We start from the raw sequence: 20063 nt of genomic DNA, 5'->3' as shown, positions 1-20063 counted from the left end.
GGGAGCCGGGAGCCGGGAGCCGGGAGCCGGGAGCCGGGAGCCGGGAGCCGGGAGCCGGGAGCCGGGAGCCGGGAGCCGGGAGCCGGGAGCCGATTTCAGCATGGTGAAAAAACCGTAGCCACGTCAAGTGCCACCTGATCCCCGATCCCGAGTCCCCGATCCCGGGTATTACGCCATCTTCCACCCTATCACTTCACCGGCACGCAGCGGAACCAGGGTGTCGTCGCCATAGGCCAGGGTCGCCGGTACGGTCCAAGCGTCCTTCACCAGGGTAATGGTGTCGCTATTGGCCGGCAGGCCATAAAAGCCAGGGCCGTTAAGCGAGGCAAAGGCTTCCAGCTTGTCCAGCGCACCGGCCGCCTCGAAGGCCTCGGCGTACAGTTCGATCGCGGCATGGGCGGTGTACATGCCGGCGCAACCGCAAGCCGCTTCCTTGGCATGGCGCGCGTGCGGTGCGCTGTCGGTGCCGAGGAAGAATTTGCTACTGCCCGAAGTCGCCGCCTTGACCAGCGCCTGACGGTGGGTCTCGCGCTTCAGTACCGGCAGGCAGTAGTGATGCGGACGGATACCACCGACAAACAGCGCATTGCGGTTCATCAGCAGATGGTGCGCGGTAATGGTGGCGGCGATATTGGCCGGTGCGGCGGCAACATATTCGGCCGCCTGCTGGGTGGTAATGTGCTCGAACACCACTTTCAGCGTCGGCAGACGCGCGATCAGCGGCGCAAATACCTGCTCGATAAACACCGCCTCGCGGTCGAAAATATCGATGCTGCCATCGGTCACTTCACCATGCACCAGAAGCGGCAGCCCCACTTCGGCCATGGCTTCCAGCGCAGGCATGGCCTTGTCTATCGACGACACGCCGGCATCGGAATTGGTGGTGGCACCAGCCGGATACAACTTGACCCCGTGTACGAAACCGCAAGCCTTGGCACGACGGATTTCATCGGGCGAAGTATTGTCGGTCAGATACAGCGTCATCAAAGGCTCGAAGTTCGAGCCGGCCGGACGCGCAGCCAGAATGCGCGCGCGATAGGCGGCAGCCAGTTCGACCGTGGTCACCGGCGGCTTGAGGTTGGGCATGATGATGGCGCGGCCCATCTGGCGGCAGGTATCCGGCAGAACGGCGGCCAGGCCTTCGCCATCGCGTACATGCAGATGCCAGTCATCGGGGCGGATCAGGGTCAGAGTGTGCATGGGGCTCTCGGGATTAGGGATTAGGGATTAGGGATTAGGGATGGGGGATTGGGCTCGGCTCCCCGATCCCCTATTTGCGGCGCAATACCATGCGGAACTTGCCCTCGGGCGTGGTTTCCGAGCTTTCCAGCGCATTGCCGGTCTGGCGGCAAAAGGCTTCGAAGTCGCGCGGGGCGCCGGGGTCGGTGGCGATCACTTCCAGCAGGGTGCCGGACTCCATATCGGCCAGCCCTTTTTTGGCGCGCAAAATGGGCAAGGGGCAATTGAGGCCGGAGAGGTCGAGCGATTTGGCTATCGGCATAAGGCGGTCCCTGGGTCATTCACGGTACAATGAGAACGCCATTTTAACGCGACCCCTGCCATGTGTGTCATTGCTCTTGCCTACCAGACCCGCTTGCTAGGCCCTCTGGTGCTGATCGCCAACCGCGATGAAGCCTATGCGCGCGCCTCGGCGCCGCTGGCGTGGTGGGATGATGCGCCCGATATTTTAGGCGGGCGCGACCTGGTGGCCGGCGGCAGCTGGCTGGCGCTGGACAAGCGCGGGCGCTTTGCCGCCATTACCAATGTACGCACCGGCCGGCCGCATGCGGGCATACGCTCGCGCGGTGAACTGGTCACGCGCTTTATTGCCGGCGCACACAGCGCACCGGCTTTTGCCCGGCTGCTGTCACAAGAGCGTGGCGACTATGCGCCTTTCAATCTCTTGTTTGGCGAGCTGCGCGACCTCTACCACTACAACAGCCAGCACGATCGCTTGAGCCGGCTGACGCCGGGCATCCACACCCTGTCCAATGCCACACTGGATACGCCATGGCCCAAATGCCGGCGCCTGACGGAAGAATTGCAGGCCTGCCAGCGAGCGCCGGATGCGGCGACTGCATTTGGCTGGCTGGGAAACCGCCACCTACCGGCCAATGCCGAGCTGCCCAATACCGGCGTCGGTCTTGCACTGGAAAAAATGCTGGCGCCGGTACTGATTAGCGGTCGCGACTACGGCACGCGCAGCTCGACCCTGCTCGTTGCCCAGCCGCGTGGCGATATCAGCCTGAGCGAATTAACACGCCTCCCGGGCGGCAGCGGCGGCCAGACCCGCCATTTCACGCTGCGCCCCGACCCGAACTACAGGAAACCCGTTTGTGAAGAAAACCCTGCTTAGCCTGATGCTGCTGACCCTGACCGGTACCGTTGTTGCCGGTAGCGATAATGATGCCCACTTCAAGCGCGCGACCGCCAATGCCTTCGATGATGAAACGCCGTGGGCCGAACAGGAAGAAGCCCTGCCCGCCTATCCGAAAGCACCCGAGTGGCTGGACTTCAGCGGCGGCAATCTGGAACGCAACCAGCTGGCGCTGGATGCCAAATCACTCACTCTGGGCAACGACGGCGTGGTGCGCTACAGCTTGCGCATACTGACGCCCGGCGGCGTCAGCAATATCAGCCGCGAAGGCATGCGCTGCCAGACGCAGGACGTACGCAGCTACGCCTTTGCCGACACCGTGGGCCAAAGCTGGATCGTATCGATGAAACCTGTCTGGCGGCCGATACGGCGCGAAGACAATGTCAGGCGCGCACTGAAAGACCTGTTGTGTGATGGCGGCACGCCGCACCGCTCGGTAGAAGCCACGCTTGACTACATCCGCAAGCATCCGTAAAGCCGCAATAAAAATGCACATCGGGTAGAACGGGTTTAGAATCCGCCTCATGCTTCGCTGAACGGATTGCTATGCCTCCCTCCCAAAAAGGCGCTTTGCTGGTGGTACTGGCGGGTGCCTGCTATGGTGCCATCCCGGTTTTTGCCCGGATGGCGCGCGCAGATGGCGTCGACAGCGCCAGCATGGTGTTCCTGCGCTTTGCCCTGTCAGCCGTCGCGCTGATGCTCTGGATGCACTGGCAAAAGCTGGCACTGCCGCGCGGCCGCACCTTGCTGGCACTGATCGCGATGGGCGCCATCGGCTATAGCGGCATGTCGCTGTGCTTCTTTGCTGCACTCAAGACCGTACCGGCCGGTACGGTGTCGCTGCTGCTCTATCTCTACCCTGCGCTGGTGCTGCTGCTGTCCGCCTTGCTGTTTGGCGAGCACTTAAGCCGCACGCGCATGGCAGCGCTGCTGCTGTCTTCGCTGGGCATGGCCATTACCGTGGGCGGTGCATTATCGGGGGCTTTGTCCGGAGTGCTGCTAGGCGTGGGGTCGGCACTGTTTTATGCCGCCTATGTCATCACCGGCGGGCGTTACGCCTGGCGTGTCCATCCGCTTGCCGCCACCACCGTGGTCATGGCTTCGGGCGCGGCCAGCAATGCGCTGCTGCAGCTTATGGGACAGGATTTGCAGTTGCCGGCATCCGCCAGCGGTTGGCTGGGCGTGGTGCTACTGGCTGGCGTATCGACCGTCGCCGCCACCGCGCTCTTTCTTGCCGGCATGGCGCGGGTCGGCGCCAGCCGCGCCTCCTTGCTGTCCACCAGCGAGCCGCTGTTTACCCTGCTGCTGGCGGCAGCCTTTCTGGGCGAGATGCTCAGTGCGACCCAAGTGCTGGGCGGCGCGCTGATTATCAGTGGCGTACTGCTGGCCGCGGCGGAGAAGGCCAAAAAATTGCAAGCGGCAACAGGATAAGCCGGCGGCTTATCTCAATAGCCTGAGCAGCAGCCAGATGGCAAAAATGGCGCAGGCAAAGTAGAGCGAGCCGCGCCAGGCGGCGCGGGCTTTCATCAGATAGGCGCGGTTGCCCGTCAGCTTGTAGCTCAGGATGGCCCAGCCCAGAAACAGAACCAGGCCGATCAGCCACAGGCGCAGCAAGCCGAACACGGTTTACTCGGCCAGAGGCAGGCGATGGAAGCTGGAAGGCACATCGATGGCGTCGGCAAAGCTGACAAACTCCCACGCACTTGGCGTGGCCAGCAGCTTGCGCAGCAAGGCATTATTCATCGCATGGCCGGACTTGTGGCCGGAGAAGGCCGCGATCAGCGGGTGACCGACGATATACAAATCGCCAATGGCATCCAGAATCTTGTGGCGCACAAACTCGTCGGGGAAACGCAGCCCCTCCGGGTTAAGCACATACTCGTCATCGATCACGATGGCGTTATTGAGATTGCCACCCAGCCCCAGACCCTGGCTCTTCATATACTCGACTTCGTGCATGAAACCGAAGGTACGCGCACGCGAGATTTCATCGATATAGGAATGGCCGGCAAAATCTATCCTGACCTGCTGCGGCGCACGATTGAAGGCCGGATGGTTGAACTCTATCGACAGCTCGACCGAAAAACCCGCATACGGCTCAAGCTTGACCCACTTATCGCCCTCGACCACCTCTATCGGCTGCTTGACGCGGATAAAACGCTTGGGCTTGGCCTGATCGACAATGCCGGCGCTTTGCAAGAGATAGATAAAGGGTGCAGCGGAGCCATCCATGATGGGCATTTCCGCAGCGGTCACTTCAATCACCAGATTATCTATGCCCAGGCCGGCAAAAGCCGACATCAGATGCTCAATCGTGCCGATACGCACGCCGGTATCGGTCACCAGCGTCGAGGAGAGGCGCGTATCGTTGACCAGCGCAGGCTCGGCACGGACATCGACAACAGGATCAAGGTCGGTACGGCGAAACACGATGCCGCTATCCGGCGCGGCCGGGCGCAGGGTCAGTTTCACCCGTTCACCGGAATGCAGACCGACGCCGGTCGCCGTGACCGCTTGCGCCAGCGTTCTTTGCAAGATCATGTTTCGCCTTTTATTGCAGTTTGGACGGGCGAAAGTCTAGCACAGCGACTCGCGCAGGCCAGTTGAGTCCTCCACACCGTCCAATAGGCTACCGCTATCAGTCTGCCTGTTTGCGCAAAAAGGTCGGGATATCGTAGCTGTCGCCCACTTCGGGATTGGAGAAGTCGGTCGAGGCCGGCGCGCGGCGGGTACGGCGGGTCACCCCACCCAGCGGATCGCTATCGGCATAGGGGGCAAAATCATCGGTACCGGTCTTGACGATCTTGATGTACTCCGGACGCTCTTCGCGCTGTACCTTCTTCTGGCCAAGGCCGGTGGCGATCAGCGTGACGCGGATCGCGTCTTCCGGCATGTCGTCGACTTCGGCGGTGCCGAATTTAACCTGCGCGTCTTCATCCGCATACTGGCGCACGATGGCCATGATTTCGCGGTACTCGCTCATTTTCAGGCAGCCCGGTGCGGTCGAGATATTGACCAGCACGCCGCGCGCGCCATCCAGCGTGATATTGTCCAGCAGCGGGCTGGCTACCGCCTGCTCGGCCGCGATGCGCGCGCGATCCAGACCGGAGGCGCTGGACGAGCCCATCATGGCCAGACCCATCTCGCCCATCACCGTACGCACGTCGGCAAAGTCGACGTTGATCACGCCCGGGCAGGTAATCACTTCGGCGATACCGGCCACCGCGCCTTTAAGCACATCATCGGCAGCGCGGAAAGCTTCACGCATGGTGATGTCCTCACCCAGCACTTCCATCAGCTTTTCGTTCGGAATCACGATCAGCGAATCGACATGCTTTTTCAGCTCTTCGATACCCTGCTGCGCGACCTTGGTACGCTTGCCTTCATGCTCGAACGGGCGGGTCACCACACCAACGGTCAGAATGCCCAGATCCTTGGCCACTTCGGCGACAACAGGCGCTGCACCGGTGCCGGTACCGCCACCCATGCCGGCGGTGATAAACACCATATGTGCGCCCTTGAGCATTTCGGTAATGCGGTCGCGGTCTTCCAGCGCGGCATTACGGCCGACTTCCGGATTGGCACCGGCTCCCAGACCCTTGGTCAGGCTCAGACCCAGCTGCAGTTTCTGTGGTGCCTGATTGCGCTTGAGGGTTTGTGCATCGGTATTGGCACAGATGAATTCGACGCCGACCACTTTATTGCTGATCATATTGTCGATGGCGTTACAACCACCCCCACCCACACCGATCACCTTGATCACGGCGTCGGATGCGGAATCCTGGATCACCTCAAAAACCATATTGCTCATTTCTCTCTCCTCGAACTCAAAGATGAGCGTATTAAACCCGTGGACCCGGTTCAGAAGCTCTTCGCGAACCAAGCCTTCATTTTTCCGAAAAACTGTCCTACGCCGGCGCTCTCCAGCTTAAGCGGGGAGCGCGTCAGCGATAGCTGCTCCTTGCCGTACAGCAGCAAACCGACACCGGTAGAGAATCGTGGTGTTTTAACCACTTCAGCTAGCCCACCTACATATTTTGGCACACCGACACGCACAGGCATGTGGAAAATTTCTTCTGCCAGTTCGACCATGCCCGGCATCAGGCTGGCGCCACCGGTCAGAACAATGCCGGAGGACAAAATATCTTCGAAGCCGGAGCGGCGCAATTCCTGCTGTACCAGCTGGAACAGCTCCTCGACCCGAGGCTCGACCACCTCGGCCAGCGTCGCACGCGACATCTGGCGCGGTCCGCGCTCACCGACGCCGGGCACTTCTATCATCTGCGCAGGGTCGGCCATGGAAACCAGGCACACGCCATGCTGAATCTTGATTTCTTCCGCTTCCTTGGTCGGAGTGCGCAGCGCCATGGCGATATCATTTGTCACCTGATCGCCGGCAATCGGAATCACCGCCGTGTGGCGGATCGCGCCATTGGTATAGACGGCAATATCGGTGGTGCCGCCGCCAATATCGATCAGGCACACACCCAGGTCTTTTTCATCTTCCGACAAAACGGCAATCGCCGACGCCATCGGCTGCAAGACCAGATCCGACACTTCCAGACTGCAGCGGCGCACACATTTGGCCACGTTCTGGGCGGCAGACACCGCGCCGGTAACAATATGCACACGCGTCTCCAGACGCACGCCGCTCATGCCCAAAGGCTCGCGCACGCCTTCCTGGCCGTCGATACTGTATTCCTGGGTCAGGATGTGCAGCACCTGATGGTCGGGCGGGATCGTCACCGCGCGCGCAGTCTCGATCACGCGATCGATATCCATCTTGGTGACTTCTCTATCCTTGATCGCCACCATGCCATGCGAATTGACGCTCTTGATATGGCTGCCGGCGATACCGGTAAAGACTTCATTTATCTTGCAGTCGGCCATCAGTTCAGCCTCTTCCAGCGCACGCTGGATCGCCTGCACGGTATGCTCGATATTCACCACCATGCCGCGCTTGAGGCCTTTGGACGGCGTCTGCCCCATCCCGATAATATTCAGCTGGCCATCATCCAGTACCTCGGCCACGATCGCGACGATCTTCGATGTCCCGATATCAAGGCCGACCAGCATGTTCTTGCTCTCTTTGGGTTTACTCACCTGTAAGCTCCGCGGGACTGCTATGGCTGTTTTACTTTGCCGCAGCTGCCTTGTAATCAGGCATTTTTACGGCATATCCGTTAGGGTAACGCAAATCTACGGTGTCTACCTGATAAGGCAAGACAGACAGCGTAGTCTTCCAGTTTTGGGCGAAACGGTGTATCCGTTCGTCCACAGCGCCGCGCCCCAACTCCAGCACAACGCCGTTATCCAGCTCGACGCGCCAGGCGCGACGCTCATTCATCCATAAGCGCAGCGGCTTCAAGCCGCTGGGCGCCAGTGCCTTGCTGAAACGCGCCAGCGCCTGCGCCATTTCGCCTTCGCTGCCTTGCGGCCCGAACAGCACCGGCAAGCTCTGGTCGCTGGCGGCATCGAACCACTGGCCATCGGTACCGACCAGGCCGTTTTCACCCCAGCGCGCCAGCGCCTTGTGCTCCAGCACCATGATATCGAGCTGATCCGGCCAGCGCCGCCGCACCTGAGCCTCGCGCACCCAGGGCAGCTTGCCGAAAGCCGCGCGCGTCTGGTCAATATCCACGGTAAAAAACGTGCCGCTTAGCTCGTTTTCGGCGATATAACGCAACTGTACCGGCGTCACACGCGCCATCTGCCCCTGAATATTGATCTTGCGCACCGGCAACAGCGGCGAATGCACCAGATAGAAACCTCCGGCAAACAGCAGCGCCAATACGGCAAGCCAGTTCAGGCAGGTTGCGACGGCCCCCAGAGCCCTGTGGTTATCCCACATGGGCCGCCGCTAGGATTTGTACGCACAAATCCTCGTACGACAAGCCCTGCACCCGTGCCGCCATCGGCACCAGACTGTGGCTGGTCATGCCCGGTGCGGTGTTCACTTCCAGCAAATAGATGCCGCCGGCCTCATCCATCAGGAAATCGACCCGACCCCAGCCGCGCCCACCCAGTACGCGAAAAGCCTTCTGGCAAAGCGCACGGGCTTGCGCCTCGGTGGCCTCATCCAGACCCGACGGGCAGCGATAGACGGTGTCGTCACGGAAATACTTGGCCTGGTAATCGTAAAACTCGGTTGCCGGCTCGATCTTGATGGTCGGATAGGCTTCGCCATCGATAATGGCGCAGGTGTACTCGCCGCCACCGATAAACTGCTCGGCCAGTACCAGCGGATCGAATTTCTGTGCTTCTCGGTAAGCCGCCTCCAGCTCGCCTGCCTGCTTGACCTTGATCACCCCGATACTGGAGCCTTCGGTCGCCGGTTTGACGAAGAGTGGCAATCCCAGACGCGCTTCGACCGCGGCAAAGTCGCTGTCCTCGTCCAGCATCTCGAAAGCAGGAATGGGCAGACCTGCGCCCTGCCACAACAGCTTGGTGCGCCACTTGTCCATGCCGATGGCCGAGGCCATCACGCCGCAACCGGTATACGGAATATGCAGCGTTTCCAGCGCGCCTTGCAGCGTGCCGTCTTCGCCAAAGGGACCATGCAGGGCGATGAATACCCGGGCAAAGCCCTCATCCTTGAGCGCAGACAAGGGCTTGTCGGCCGGATCGAAAGCATGCGCATCCACGCCACGCGACTTGAGTGCGGCCAGCACGCCGTTGCCGCTCATCAGGGACACTTCCCGCTCGGAGGACTTGCCCCCCATCATCACTGCTACTTTGCCAAACTGCTGCATGTCTTTGAATCCTGAATACTGACTTTTAGCCCGTCTTTAAAACAGGCACGTTTACTTGCAAGCGGCGACCAGCTTGCCCGGTACCGCACCGATGGAGCCTGCGCCCATGGTGATGACTACATCGCCATCACGGGCAAAACCGGTGATGGTTTCCGGCATATCGGCAATATCGGCGACAAACAAGGGCTCGACCTTGCCGGCTACCCGCACGGCGCGTGCCAGTGCACGGCCATCGGCCGCCACAATCGGCGTTTCACCGGCGGCGTAGACCTCCGCCAGCAAGAGCGCATCCACACCGGACAGGACGGAAGCAAAATCTTCGAACAGATCGCGGGTACGGGTATAGCGGTGCGGCTGGAAAGCCAGCACCAGACGCTTTGTCGGGAAGGCGCCGCGTACGGCAGCGAGGGTAGCGGCCATCTCCACCGGGTGGTGGCCGTAATCATCAACCAGGGTGTAGCTGCCGCCGCCTTGCGCCGGTATTTCACCGTAGCGCTGGAAGCGACGGCCGACACCGGCAAAACCGGCCAGACCCTGCTGGATGGACTCGACGCTGGCGCCGCATTCTAGCGCGATCGCGATCGCAGCTAAAGCATTCAGCACATTATGGTGGCCCGGGGTATTGAGCTCGACGGCAAAGCGTTGCCCACTCTCACCTTTCACCACCACATCGAAGTGCATGCACGGACCGGCCGCACGCACATTTTCAGCGCGGATATCGGCATCACTGCTATCAATGCCATAGGTCGTGACCGGACGCGTCACCCGCGGCAGGATCTCGCGTACATTGGCATCGTCTATGCACAGGACGGCGCGGCCATAGAAGGGCAGGCGCGACAAAAAGTCGACAAATGCCTGCTTGAGCTTGTCGAAACTATGGTCGTAAGTATCCATATGGTCGGCGTCGATATTGGTGACGACCGCCATTTCCGGCGACAGATAGAGGAAAGAAGCGTCGGACTCGTCGGCTTCGGCCACCAGATAGTCGCCCGAACCCAGACGCGCATTGGTGCCGGCAGCGGTCAGCTTGCCGCCGATGACGAAGGTCGGGTCAAGGCCGGCCGCACCCAGAATGGAGGCGGTTAGGCTGGTGGTCGTGGTCTTGCCGTGGGTACCGGCAATGGCGATGCCCTGTTTGAAACGCATCAGCTCGGCCAGCATCAGTGCGCGCGGAATGACCGGAATATGGCGCGCCTTGGCCGCCAGCACCTCGGGATTGTCGGCCTTGACCGCAGTCGAGGTCACCACCACATCCGCATCGAGCATATGCTGCTCGTCATGACCGAAGAAAATACGGGCCCCCTGCAGGCTCAGGCGCTGGGTCGCACTATTCTCGGCCATATCCGAACCGGTAACGGTATAACCGAGGTTAAGCAAAACCTCGGCGATACCGCACATCCCTACGCCACCGATACCCACAAAATGAATGTGTTTGACCCTGTGTTTCATCTTCTATTTCTCAGTCTATTGCATTGAATCCGCCGCTACGGCCAGCCGTGAGCGGCAAAAGTCCACCATCAATCCTCGCGCACCAGCTGCTCGCACACATCGGCAACCTGACGCGCGGCATCAGGCAAGGCCAGCGCGCGTGCGGCTTCAGCCATCTGCAGGCAATCGGCCCGCGTCAGCGATTGTAACAAGCTTGCCAGCATGGCGGCATCCAGCGTGTCTTGCGGCAGCAAGCGCGCCGCAGCGGCATCGCTCAAAAACCGGGCATTTCCCGTCTGATGATCATCCACCGCATGCGGGTAAGGCACCAGCACGCTCGCCACGCCGACGGCAGCCAGTTCGGCCACGGTCAGGGCGCCGGCGCGGCACAGCACCAGATCGGCAGCGGCATATTCGCCAGCCATATCATCGATAAAGGCGCGGCAATCGGCCTTGACCCCGGCCTTGGCATAATTGTCGCGCAAGGCGTCTATCTGCTTGGCACCGGCCTGATGCACCACCTGCGGGCGCTGGTCTTCCGGCAGCAAAGCCAGTGCCGCCGGCACGGTATCGTTGAATACCTTGGCGCCCAGCGAGCCACCCACCACCAGCACACGCAAAGGCCCGCTGCGCCCGGCAAAGCGTGCCGCCGGCGCATCCTGCGCCACAATTTCACTGCGCACCGGGTTGCCGACCAGCCCGTCCCTGGCAGCAAAAGCACCGGGAAAGGCATACAGCGTACGGCTGGCAATATGCGAGAGCAGACGGTTGGTCAGCCCGGCCACCGAATTCTGTTCATGTATCACCAAAGGCTTCAGGCATAGCCGCGCCATCACCCCGCCGGGAAAACCGGTATAACCGCCAAAACCGATGGCCATGTCCGGGCGGTGACGGAAAATCACCCCGGCCGCACCGGCAAACGCCGAGGCCAGCATCAAGGGCAAGGACAACCAGCGCTTGAGGCCGTTGCCGCGCATGCCGCGCATGGTAATGGTTTCGATGGCAAAGCCGTGTTGCGGCACCAGCCGCGTTTCCATACCACCCTCAGCCCCCAGCCAGATGACTTTCCAGCCACGCGCCTGCAATTCACGCGCCACCGCCAGCCCCGGGAAGATATGCCCCCCGGTTCCGCCGGCCATGACCATGATGGTTCTGTTTTTCATGCTGTCCATTTCGTTTTTAATGGGGAGTACGCCCTACTCCCGGCCCCAATCACGCCTTGTAGCCGCGGATGACGCGTCTGTTTTCGTAATCGACCCTGAGCAGCACCGCCAGCGCGATCGTATTCATCAGCATGGCCGAGCCGCCGAAGGACATCAGCGGCAGGGTCAGACCCTTGGTCGGCAGCATGCCCATATTCACGCCAATATTGAAAAACGTCTGGATACCAAGCCAGATACCGACGCCCTGAGCCACCAGCGACGGGTAATAACGCTCCTGTTTCTTGGCCGTCATGCCGATCTGGAAAGCACGCACCACAATCCAGGCATACAGGCCAATCACCACGCAGATACCGACAAAGCCGAACTCTTCGGCGATAACCGCCATGATGAAGTCGGTATGCGCCTCGGGCAGATAAAACAGCTTCTCTACACTGGCACCCAGGCCGACGCCAAACCACTCGCCGCGACCAAAAGCGATCAGGCTGTGGCTGAGCTGGTAGCCCTTGCCATAAGGGTCATCCCACGGGTCCATAAAACCGGTCACCCGCTTTAAGCGGTAAGGCGACAGCACAATCATCGATGCCACCGCCAGCACCGCCGCCACGGCCATGCCGGCAAAAATGCGGATATTGATGCCGGCCAGAAACAAAATGGCCATGGAAATCACCATCACCACCATCAGTGCACCAAAGTCCGGCTCCAGCAGCAACAGGCCGGCCACAACCACCATCACGCCGAACATGGGCACAAAGCCCTGCCAGAAGCTGTGCAGCTTGTGCGCCTTGCGCACGGTGTAGTCGGACACATAAATAATGGCCGCCAGCTTCATCACTTCCGATGGCTGCAAGTTCACCACAAACAGATTGATCCAGCGGCGCGAACCGTTGACCACCCGACCGATGCCGGGACTCAAGACCAGCACAAGCAACACCAGTGCCAGCAGGAAAAATTTGCCCGCGTATTTCTGCCAGAAGCTGCTCGGCACCTGGAAAGCGACAAAACCGGCCGCCAGCGCCACCACCATAAAGATGGAATGGCGCACCAGATAGAAGCTCTGACTCTGCGTCGCCGCATCGGCTTCGGCGTAGGCACTGGAGGCCGAGTACACCATCACCAGGCTGATGGACAGAAGTAGCGCCACCGCCCACATCAAGGCCTCGTCCAGCACCGTGACCGTCTGATAGCGCTCACGCGAGCTGGCGATCATGCGCCGCGCTCCGCCTTGATACTGGCGACCGTGTCGATAAACACCTGGGCGCGGTGCGCGTAATTCTTGAACATATCGAGGCTGGCACAGGCCGGCGACAGCAACACTGCATCGCCAGGGTAAGCCAGCGCCGTCGCCTGGCGCGTAGCCTCTTCCAGCGTGACGCAGTCATAGAGTGCCACGCCACAGCCGGCCAGCGCCGCACGCAGCGCCGGCGCATCGCGCCCGATCAGCAAAACCGCGCGGCAAATACGCGCAACGGCAGACGCCAAGGGCGAAAAATCCTGCCCCTTGCCATCGCCGCCGGCGATCAATACCACCTGCTGCGTCATCCCGTTCAGCGCCGCTTCGGTCGCGCCGACATTGGTGCCCTTGGAGTCATCGATAAACACCACGCCGGAAAATTCATTGATTTTTTCTACCCGGTGCGCCAGCCCGTGAAAGCTTTTCAGGCCGGCTAGCAGCGCGCTGCGCGCCATACCGGCGGCTTCGCACAGCGCCAGTGCCGAGAGGGCATTGGCCGCATTGTGCAGGCCGGTGAGCTGCATCTCGGCAAAGTCCAGCAGCGGCTCACCTGCGGCACACAGGCGGTAATGCGTGCCATCCTGCTGCAGGCCATAGTCGGCGCGACCATCCTGCAGCGAGAACCAGCGCACCGCCCTGCCCTCGCGCCGCATGGCGCGGCAGAACACATCGTCGCGGTTCAGCACCTGCACGCCTGCGCCGCTAAAGATCGCGCTTTTGCTATGCGCGTAGTCGAGCAGGTCGTTGTAGCGGTCGAGATGGTCTTCGGAAATATTCAGCACCGTCGCCGCGTCGGCGGCGAGGCTACGGGTGGTCTCCAGCTGGAAGCTGGACAACTCGACCACCCAGATGTCGGGAGCGCGCCCCGCGCGCTCGGCCAAAGCATCCAGTACCGGCAGGCCGATATTACCGGCCACCACGGTGTCCAGCCCGGCACTCGCACACAAATGGCCGACCAGGCTGGTGACCGTAGTCTTGCCATTGGATCCGGTAATGGCGATCACTTTCGCGCCGCTGCCGGCAATGGCACGCGCCCACAGTTCGACGTCGCCCACGACCTCGCCCCCTTTTGCCTGATAAGCAGCAATAGCAGGGTGGCGACTGGAGACGCCCGGGCTCATCACCACCATGTCGGCGTCGGCAAAGGTCGCCGCCGTGAACGCACCCAGGCGCAAGCCGGCATCCGGCAGCGCAGCCTCGAGCGCCGCGCGCTGCGGCGGCGCCTCGCGGCTGTCGGCCACCGTGACCCGCGCACCCTGCGCGCCACAGTAACGCGCGGCAGACAGGCCCGAATCTCCCAGGCCGACAACAATGATATGGCGGTCGCGCAACATGGCTTATCTCAGTTTCAGCGTGGAGAGGCCGGCCAGCACCAGCATCATGGTAACGATCCAGAAGCGCACAACCACCTGCGTTTCTTTCCAGCCCTTGAGTTCATAGTGGTGATGCAAGGGCGCCATACGGAACACGCGCTTGCCGGTCAGCTTGAAACTGCCGACCTGTATCATCACCGACAGCGCCTCCACCACGAACAGGCCACCCATAATAAAGAGCACCACTTCCTGACGCACAATCACGGCGACCGTGCCTAGCGCCGCGCCCAGTGCCAGGGCACCGACGTCGCCCATAAACACTTGGGCCGGATAGGCGTTGAACCACAAAAACCCCAGACAGGCACCGCAAATCGCCGCGCAGAACACCACCACCTCATGCGCGCCCGGTACGAAAGGCATACCCAGATACTTGGCGAATACCGCGTGGCCAGCCACATAGCCGAATACCGCCAGACCGCCTGCCACCAGCACGATAGGCATGGCAGCCAGACCATCGAGGCCATCGGTCAGATTGACCGCATTGCTGGTACCGACAATCACCAGATAGGTCAGCACGCAAAAGCCGATGGCGCCCAGGGGATAAGCCACATGCTTGAAAAACGGCATGATGAAAGTCACGGTCGCCGGCAGCTGCGCAGTGGTCAGCAGGAAAATACCGGCAGCGATGGCGATGCTGGACTGCCACACCATCTTGAAGCGGGCCGACACGCCTTTCGGATCCTTGTACACCACCTTGCGCCAGTCGTCGTAAAAGCCCAGCGCGCCGGTGCCAAAAGTCACCCCCAGCAGCAGCCACACATATTTATTCGACAGATCGGCCCACAATAAGGTGGTCACACCGATGGACAGCAGGATCAGCGTACCGCCCATGGTCGGGGTGCCGGTCTTGATCAGGTGGGTCTGCGGGCCATCGGAGCGCACCGCCTGGCCAACCTTCAGCGCGGTCAGCTTGCGGATAACCCATGGCCCAAGCAACAAGGAAATGCCGAGCGACGTCAGCGCCGCCATCACCGCACGCAACGTGACATAGTTGAAAACATTAAAGGCACGGACGTACTCGCCGAACCACTCTGCCAGCCATAACAGCACTTAAAGCCCCTTCACATTATTGTTATTGTTTGCCGCCAGCGCCGTGACCACGCGCTCCATGCGCATAAAACGCGAGCCCTTGACCAGCACGGTGCCATCCTGGCCCAGCGTTTTATCCAGATGCGCCAGCAGCGCATCGATACCGTCAAACGCCTGTGCCCCCTCGCCAAAGGCGGCCGCAGCATGACGCGACAATTCGCCCAGCGTCAGCAGCTGCTCGATGCCTGCAGCACGCGCGGCCGCACCCACTTCGGCATGTAGCGCCGGCGCATCACCGCCCAGCTCGCCGATATCGCCCATGACAAAGATGCGCGGCGCGGGATAGCCGGCCAGTACGCGAATGCCGGCCTTCATCGAGTCGGGGTTGGCGTTATAGCTGTCGTCGATCAGGCGCGCGCCGCAAGCGGCACGCCCCAGCTGCAAGCGCCCCTTGACCCCGCCAAAGGCGGCAAGGCCGGCGGCAATAGCGGGCAAAGGAACATCCAGCATCAAAGCCAGCGCCGCAGCCGCCAAGGCGTTGCGCACATTGTGTTCACCGGCCGCCGGCAGTTCGATCACCACCTCGCCTTGCGGCGTCAGCAGAGTAAAGCGGCTGGACTCCACCCCCAGCACCACGTCGCGCGCACGGATATCGGCATCCGCGAGGCCGAACGACAAGATATGGCGGCCAGCGGCCGCAGCGCGGAACAGGCTGCAGTTTGCATCGTCGGCATTGACGATGGCCGTGCCGTCGTCGCCCAGCCCCTGAAAAATCTCGGCCTTGGCGCGGGCCACTTCCAGCGTCGAGCCGAAATGGCCGATATGGGCGCGCATGGCGTTATTGACCAGCGCCACCTCAGGCTGCGCCCGACGCGTCAGATAAGACAACTCGCCGGCGTGATTCATCCCCAGCTCGAGCACCGCATAGCGGTGGGCCGGCGTGAGCCCCAAAAGAGTCAGCGGCAGGCCGATATCGTTATTGAAATTGCCGGCGGTCGCATGCACGGCGGCTTCGCCTGCGTAGCTACGCAAGATGGCAGCCACCATTTCCTTGACCGTGGTCTTGCCGTTGGAGCCGGTAATGGCAATGCGCCGCGCCGGCAGTTGCGCCGCCCAGGCAGCAGAGAGTTGCCCCAGCGCCAGACGGGTGTCGGCCACTTGAATAAGCGCAGCGCCGGGCAGCGCAAAGTCCTCGCGCACCATGGCGCAAGCCCCCTTGGCCACAACCTGGGCGACGAAATCATGGGCATCGAAACGCTCGCCTTCGAGCGCGACAAACAGGTCGCCCGACCCGGCTTCTCGGCTATCGGTCACCACGCGCAAGATGCGCTGGTCGGCACCGCTCAGCACACCACCGGCAAGGCGGGCCGCTTCAGACAGCATCAGCATGCGCTTGCCCCCACACCGTCAGAGCGTCTTCCGCTACGCGGAAGTCGGAAAAGGCATGCTTGATGCCCATTACGTCCTGATATTCCTCGTGCCCCTTGCCGGCGATCAGCACGATGTCGCCGGCGCGTGCCTGCGCCACCGCCCAGGCAATCGCCTGGGCACGGTCGATTTCGATATGGCCGGGAGCCTGCATGCCGGCCACAATATCGTCCAGAATCACTTGCGGGTCTTCGGTGCGCGGGTTGTCACTGGTGACCACCGCCACATCGGCCACGCGCTCGGCGATGGCCCCCATCATCGGGCGCTTGCCGCTATCGCGATCGCCGCCACAGCCGAACACCACAAACAGGCGCGAGCCTTGCGGGCGGATTTCGGCCAGGGTCGTGGCTGCCTTGTCCAGCGCATCCGGCGTATGGGCGTAATCGACCACAATCAGCGGCTCATGCTCGCCGCCCACGCGCTGCATACGCCCGCGTGCCGGCTTGATCCGGCCCAGTACATCGCAGGCATCGGCCAGAGCGACGCCACCGGCACACAGGGTGGCGAGGCAGGCCAGCATATTCGACGCATTAAAGCGCCCCAATAGCGGCGAACGTATTTCGCCCTCGCCCCATGGCGTTGTCACGCGCATCTGCAGGCCGTCGAGATTGGCTGCCAGCGACAGCGGGCGCACATCGCCCTGCTCCAGTCCGAAGCGGATCACGCGGGTACGCGCCGCATCGATGCCGGCGGCCAGTTCGCGGCCGAATTCGTCGTCGGCATTGATCACCGCATGCTTCAGGCCTTCCCAGTGGAACAGACGCGCCTTGGATGCGCCATAGGCCGCCATCGAGCCGTGATAGTCGAGATGGTCGCGCGTGAGATTGGTAAACACGGCGGTGTCGAATTCGACACCATTGACGCGGAACTGGTCGAGGCCATGACTGGAAACTTCCATGGTCACCACATTCGCGCCCTGGCGCTGATACTCGGCCAGACGCTGCTGCACCGTCACCGGGTCAGGCGTGGTATGGGTGGTTTCGGTCAGTTCGCCATAAAAGCCGTTGCCGACGGTGCCGATCAGCGCGGCCTTCTGTCCCAGCAGACTGTAAGCCTGGGCCAGCCAGTGCGAAATCGAGGTTTTGCCATTGGTGCCGGTAATGCCGACAACGCTCAGCGCGCGGCTAGGCAAGCCATAGGCGTAAGCCGCCACCATGCCGGCGCGTTCGCGCAGCGCAGGCACAGCCAGATTGGGCACAGCCCATTCGTCTTTCCACTCAAAACCGTCGGCCGGATCCCACAACACGGCTGATGCGCCGCGTGCCAAAGCCTCGGCAATATAGTTGCGCCCGTCGGCATACTCGCCACGACAGGCAAGGAACACATCACCCGCGCCTACGCGGCGGCTATCGGTTTCAACCCGGGTCAGCTGGATGCCGGACCCGGCCAGTGCCGCCGGATCCCAGTCCGGCAGCGGTGTCAGCAAGCTATTCATGTTTCTTCTCGTATTTCCGGAATCTGGTTGACCGGAATCAGCGTGTTATTGGCCGGCGCGTCGGGCTCGATGCCCAGCACCCGCAAGCCACCACCCATCACGGCGGAAAAAGCCGGGCCGGCGACGGTGCCGCCGTAATAACTGCCCCCCTTGGGCTCATCCACCATTACAGCCACAATCAAGCGCGGCCGGGTTGCCGGCGCAAAACCGACAAACAGGCCGATATGCTTGTCGGCCGCGTAACGCCCATCCACCAGCTTGCGCGCGGTACCCGACTTGCCGCCTACATTGAAGCCCAGCACCTGGGCGCGTACGCCGGTGCCGCCGATCTCGGTCACTCGGGTCATCATGTCGCGCATTTTTTGCGCCGTGTCCGGCGTGATTACCTGCTGGCCTGCCGGTGGTGCCGGCACGCGGCTAAACGACACCGGCAGCAAATGGCCATCGGCAGTAAACACCGTATAGGCCCGCGCCAGTTGCAGCAGGCTGACCGACACCCCGTAGCCGAAAGACATGGTGGCCTGTTCGAACGGACGCCAGTTTTTCCACGCCCGCAAACGCCCGCCGACCTCACCGGGGAAGCCAGCACGCGGATTACGGCCGAAACCGACCGCGTCATACATGGTCCACATCTGTTCGGGCGGAAACATCAGCGCCATCTTGGAGGTGCCAACGTTGCTCGACTTCTGGATCACTTCGGTTACCGTCATCACTGGCTTGGGATGCGTGTCGCGCACCGTGCCCGAGCCGACCTTATAGGTATTGGTGTCCATCACCGTAGCCGGTTTGACCTTGCCGCTTTCGATCGCCATTGCGACCGGGAACGGCTTCATGGTCGAGCCTGGCTCGAACATGTCGATCACTGCACGGTTACGCCGCATCTCCGGGTCCAGACGCATGCGGTTATTGGGGTTGAACGACGGATAATTGGCCAGCGCCAGAATTTCGCCGGTCTTGCCATCCAGTACCACGATACCGCCGGCCTTGGCCTTATTCACCTCGACGGCGTTTTTCAGTTCGCGGTAGGCCAGATACTGGATGCGGCGGTCGATCGACAAGGTCATGGTCTGGCCGTCTTTGGGCGGCTCGATCGCAGCCAGATCGTCGATGATGTAGCCGCGCCGGTCGCGCAGCACAACCCGCTTGCCATGCTTGCCCGACAACATGGCATCGCGCGCCAGTTCAAGCCCTTCTTGCCCCTTGCCGTCTACACCGGTAAAACCGACGATATGCGACAGCATCTCCCCTGCCGGGTAATAGCGGCGGAATTCCTGCTGTTTGGCCACACCAGGAATGCCCAGCTCCATCACCGCATTGGCCTGCTCCGGGCTGATCTGGCGCTTGAGATAGACGAATTCGCGCTTCTTGTCGGCCAGACGGCTGCGGATTTCAGCGGCAGGCACTTCCAGCAGGCGCGCAAGCTGGGCCAACTGGGTTTCATTCACCTCAGGCATGCCGGCAGGGCTGGCCCAGATGGTCTGTACCGGCGTACTGATGGCTAGCGGCTCGCCATTACGATCGGCAATCACGCCGCGGGTCGCCTCCAGCGTCATGCTGCGGCGAAAACGCGCATCACCCTGGTTCTGCAGGAAGTCCTGCTGGGCGACCTGCAGATACAGCGCCCGCAAAAGCAGCAGCAAGAATAGAAAGCCCAAGCCGCCCAGTACCACCGACACCCGGCCCGGCGCGATGCGCATGGCGGGCTTGGACACTGAACGGTCATGCAGCGAATAGGCGCGGGGCGGCATCACTGCCCCTCCTTGCCGAATACAACCTGTATTTCACGCGGCTCGGGCGCATGCATGCCCAGACGCTCGGACGAGACTTTCTCGATCAGCGCCTGCGCC

General features: G+C 61.8%; 19 protein-coding genes. 3 read left to right on the top strand and 16 right to left on the bottom strand.

Annotated elements, in window-relative coordinates:
* Positions 1-168: 168 nt before the first annotated feature.
* Entirely contained in the window at positions 169-1200 is a 1032-nt protein-coding gene (gene pyrC, locus EGI20_RS01190) for a dihydroorotase (protein WP_498628970.1), read from the bottom strand.
* A 70-nt stretch (positions 1201-1270) separates the two neighbouring features.
* Positions 1271-1501 (bottom strand): sulfurtransferase TusA family protein, encoded by a 231-nt coding sequence (locus EGI20_RS01185; RefSeq protein WP_124734928.1) that lies wholly within the window; start codon positions 1499-1501, stop codon positions 1271-1273.
* A gap of 60 nt (positions 1502-1561) precedes the next feature.
* Here EGI20_RS01185 and EGI20_RS01180 point away from each other — a divergent pair, with 60 nt between their 5' ends.
* The 3 genes from EGI20_RS01180 (at position 1562) to EGI20_RS01170 (ending at position 3808) form a co-directional block, all read left to right on the top strand.
* Positions 1562-2356, top strand: coding sequence for an NRDE family protein (locus EGI20_RS01180; RefSeq protein ID WP_498628968.1), 795 nt, complete (start codon positions 1562-1564; stop codon positions 2354-2356).
* Complete coding sequence (locus tag EGI20_RS01175) at positions 2337-2852, top strand: CNP1-like family protein (RefSeq protein WP_498628966.1); 516 nt, start codon at positions 2337-2339, stop codon at positions 2850-2852. The genes EGI20_RS01180 and EGI20_RS01175 overlap by 20 nt, the downstream gene beginning before the upstream one ends.
* Before the next feature lie 71 nt (positions 2853-2923).
* Positions 2924-3808, top strand: coding sequence for a DMT family transporter (locus tag EGI20_RS01170; RefSeq protein WP_498628965.1), 885 nt, complete (start codon positions 2924-2926; stop codon positions 3806-3808).
* Positions 3809-3817: 9 nt separating this feature from the next.
* Here EGI20_RS01170 and EGI20_RS01165 read toward each other — a convergent pair whose 3' ends face one another.
* From EGI20_RS01165 to EGI20_RS01100, 14 genes are all read right to left on the bottom strand, one after another.
* A complete protein-coding gene (locus EGI20_RS01165; protein ID WP_124734924.1) occupies positions 3818-4000 on the bottom strand; it encodes a hypothetical protein in 183 nt (60 codons plus the stop codon).
* 3 nt (positions 4001-4003) lie between these two features.
* Entirely contained in the window at positions 4004-4915 is a 912-nt protein-coding gene (gene lpxC, locus EGI20_RS01160) for a UDP-3-O-acyl-N-acetylglucosamine deacetylase (protein ID WP_498628995.1), read from the bottom strand.
* Between the two features lie 100 nt (positions 4916-5015).
* Positions 5016-6188: a cell division protein FtsZ gene (gene ftsZ / locus EGI20_RS01155; protein WP_124734922.1), complete on the bottom strand. Its 1173-nt coding sequence runs from the start codon at positions 6186-6188 to the stop codon at positions 5016-5018.
* 50 nt (positions 6189-6238) lie between these two features.
* Positions 6239-7453 carry a cell division protein FtsA gene (gene ftsA / locus EGI20_RS01150; RefSeq protein ID WP_498628994.1) on the bottom strand — a complete coding sequence of 405 codons (1215 nt, stop codon included), beginning with the start codon at positions 7451-7453 and terminating at the stop codon, positions 6239-6241.
* Positions 7454-7511: 58 nt separating this feature from the next.
* Positions 7512-8228 carry a cell division protein FtsQ/DivIB gene (locus EGI20_RS01145; RefSeq protein ID WP_498628962.1) on the bottom strand — a complete coding sequence of 239 codons (717 nt, stop codon included), beginning with the start codon at positions 8226-8228 and terminating at the stop codon, positions 7512-7514.
* Positions 8218-9129, bottom strand: a complete 912-nt coding sequence (locus tag EGI20_RS01140; protein WP_498628961.1) for a D-alanine--D-alanine ligase — start codon at positions 9127-9129, stop codon at positions 8218-8220. The genes EGI20_RS01145 and EGI20_RS01140 overlap by 11 nt, the downstream gene beginning before the upstream one ends.
* Positions 9130-9180: 51 nt before the next feature.
* On the bottom strand, positions 9181-10578 hold the full coding sequence (gene murC / locus EGI20_RS01135) for a UDP-N-acetylmuramate--L-alanine ligase (RefSeq protein ID WP_498628959.1): 1398 nt from the start codon (positions 10576-10578) through the stop codon (positions 9181-9183).
* Between the two features lie 68 nt (positions 10579-10646).
* Positions 10647-11720 (bottom strand): undecaprenyldiphospho-muramoylpentapeptide beta-N-acetylglucosaminyltransferase, encoded by a 1074-nt coding sequence (murG, locus tag EGI20_RS01130; protein WP_498628957.1) that lies wholly within the window; start codon positions 11718-11720, stop codon positions 10647-10649.
* Positions 11721-11769: 49 nt separating this feature from the next.
* Positions 11770-12927: a putative lipid II flippase FtsW gene (gene ftsW, locus EGI20_RS01125; protein ID WP_498628955.1), complete on the bottom strand. Its 1158-nt coding sequence runs from the start codon at positions 12925-12927 to the stop codon at positions 11770-11772.
* Complete coding sequence (gene murD / locus EGI20_RS01120) at positions 12924-14285, bottom strand: UDP-N-acetylmuramoyl-L-alanine--D-glutamate ligase (protein ID WP_498628953.1); 1362 nt, start codon at positions 14283-14285, stop codon at positions 12924-12926. Before murD ends, ftsW begins: the two co-directional genes overlap by 4 nt.
* Before the next feature lie 3 nt (positions 14286-14288).
* Positions 14289-15374 carry a phospho-N-acetylmuramoyl-pentapeptide-transferase gene (gene mraY / locus EGI20_RS01115; RefSeq protein WP_124734915.1) on the bottom strand — a complete coding sequence of 362 codons (1086 nt, stop codon included), beginning with the start codon at positions 15372-15374 and terminating at the stop codon, positions 14289-14291.
* Positions 15375-16742 carry a UDP-N-acetylmuramoyl-tripeptide--D-alanyl-D-alanine ligase gene (locus tag EGI20_RS01110; RefSeq protein WP_498628951.1) on the bottom strand — a complete coding sequence of 456 codons (1368 nt, stop codon included), beginning with the start codon at positions 16740-16742 and terminating at the stop codon, positions 15375-15377.
* Positions 16726-18216: a UDP-N-acetylmuramoyl-L-alanyl-D-glutamate--2,6-diaminopimelate ligase gene (locus tag EGI20_RS01105; protein ID WP_498628949.1), complete on the bottom strand. Its 1491-nt coding sequence runs from the start codon at positions 18214-18216 to the stop codon at positions 16726-16728. Before EGI20_RS01105 ends, EGI20_RS01110 begins: the two co-directional genes overlap by 17 nt.
* Positions 18213-19964, bottom strand: coding sequence for a peptidoglycan D,D-transpeptidase FtsI family protein (locus tag EGI20_RS01100; RefSeq protein ID WP_498628992.1), 1752 nt, complete (start codon positions 19962-19964; stop codon positions 18213-18215). The genes EGI20_RS01105 and EGI20_RS01100 overlap by 4 nt, the downstream gene beginning before the upstream one ends.
* Positions 19965-20063: the final 99 nt, after the last annotated feature.

The sequence above is a fragment of the Aquitalea sp. S1-19 genome (genome assembly GCF_024343515.1).
The sequence above is the reverse complement of the archived record's forward strand: the minus strand, read 5'-3'. Positions and strand labels throughout refer to the sequence as shown.

Excerpts from the sequence above, each read along its gene's own strand:
- EGI20_RS01105 (WP_498628949.1), bottom strand. The coding sequence starts at position 18,216 with ATGAATAGCTTGCTGACACCGCTGCCGGACTGGGATCCGGCGGCACTG.
- pyrC (WP_498628970.1), bottom strand. The coding sequence starts at position 1,200 with ATGCACACTCTGACCCTGATCCGCCCCGATGACTGGCATCTGCATGTA.
- EGI20_RS01185 (WP_124734928.1), bottom strand. The coding sequence starts at position 1,501 with ATGCCGATAGCCAAATCGCTCGACCTCTCCGGCCTCAATTGCCCCTTG.
- EGI20_RS01180 (WP_498628968.1), top strand. The coding sequence starts at position 1,562 with ATGTGTGTCATTGCTCTTGCCTACCAGACCCGCTTGCTAGGCCCTCTG.
- EGI20_RS01110 (WP_498628951.1), bottom strand. The coding sequence starts at position 16,742 with ATGCTGATGCTGTCTGAAGCGGCCCGCCTTGCCGGTGGTGTGCTGAGC.
- ftsA (WP_498628994.1), bottom strand. The coding sequence starts at position 7,453 with ATGCTGGTCGGCCTTGATATCGGGACATCGAAGATCGTCGCGATCGTG.
- EGI20_RS01145 (WP_498628962.1), bottom strand. The coding sequence starts at position 8,228 with ATGTGGGATAACCACAGGGCTCTGGGGGCCGTCGCAACCTGCCTGAAC.
- murD (WP_498628953.1), bottom strand. The coding sequence starts at position 14,285 with ATGTTGCGCGACCGCCATATCATTGTTGTCGGCCTGGGAGATTCGGGC.
- EGI20_RS01140 (WP_498628961.1), bottom strand. The coding sequence starts at position 9,129 with ATGCAGCAGTTTGGCAAAGTAGCAGTGATGATGGGGGGCAAGTCCTCC.
- murG (WP_498628957.1), bottom strand. The coding sequence starts at position 11,720 with ATGAAAAACAGAACCATCATGGTCATGGCCGGCGGAACCGGGGGGCAT.
- EGI20_RS01170 (WP_498628965.1), top strand. The coding sequence starts at position 2,924 with ATGCCTCCCTCCCAAAAAGGCGCTTTGCTGGTGGTACTGGCGGGTGCC.
- murC (WP_498628959.1), bottom strand. The coding sequence starts at position 10,578 with ATGAAACACAGGGTCAAACACATTCATTTTGTGGGTATCGGTGGCGTA.
- ftsZ (WP_124734922.1), bottom strand. The coding sequence starts at position 6,188 with ATGAGCAATATGGTTTTTGAGGTGATCCAGGATTCCGCATCCGACGCC.
- ftsW (WP_498628955.1), bottom strand. The coding sequence starts at position 12,927 with ATGATCGCCAGCTCGCGTGAGCGCTATCAGACGGTCACGGTGCTGGAC.
- EGI20_RS01100 (WP_498628992.1), bottom strand. The coding sequence starts at position 19,964 with ATGCCGCCCCGCGCCTATTCGCTGCATGACCGTTCAGTGTCCAAGCCC.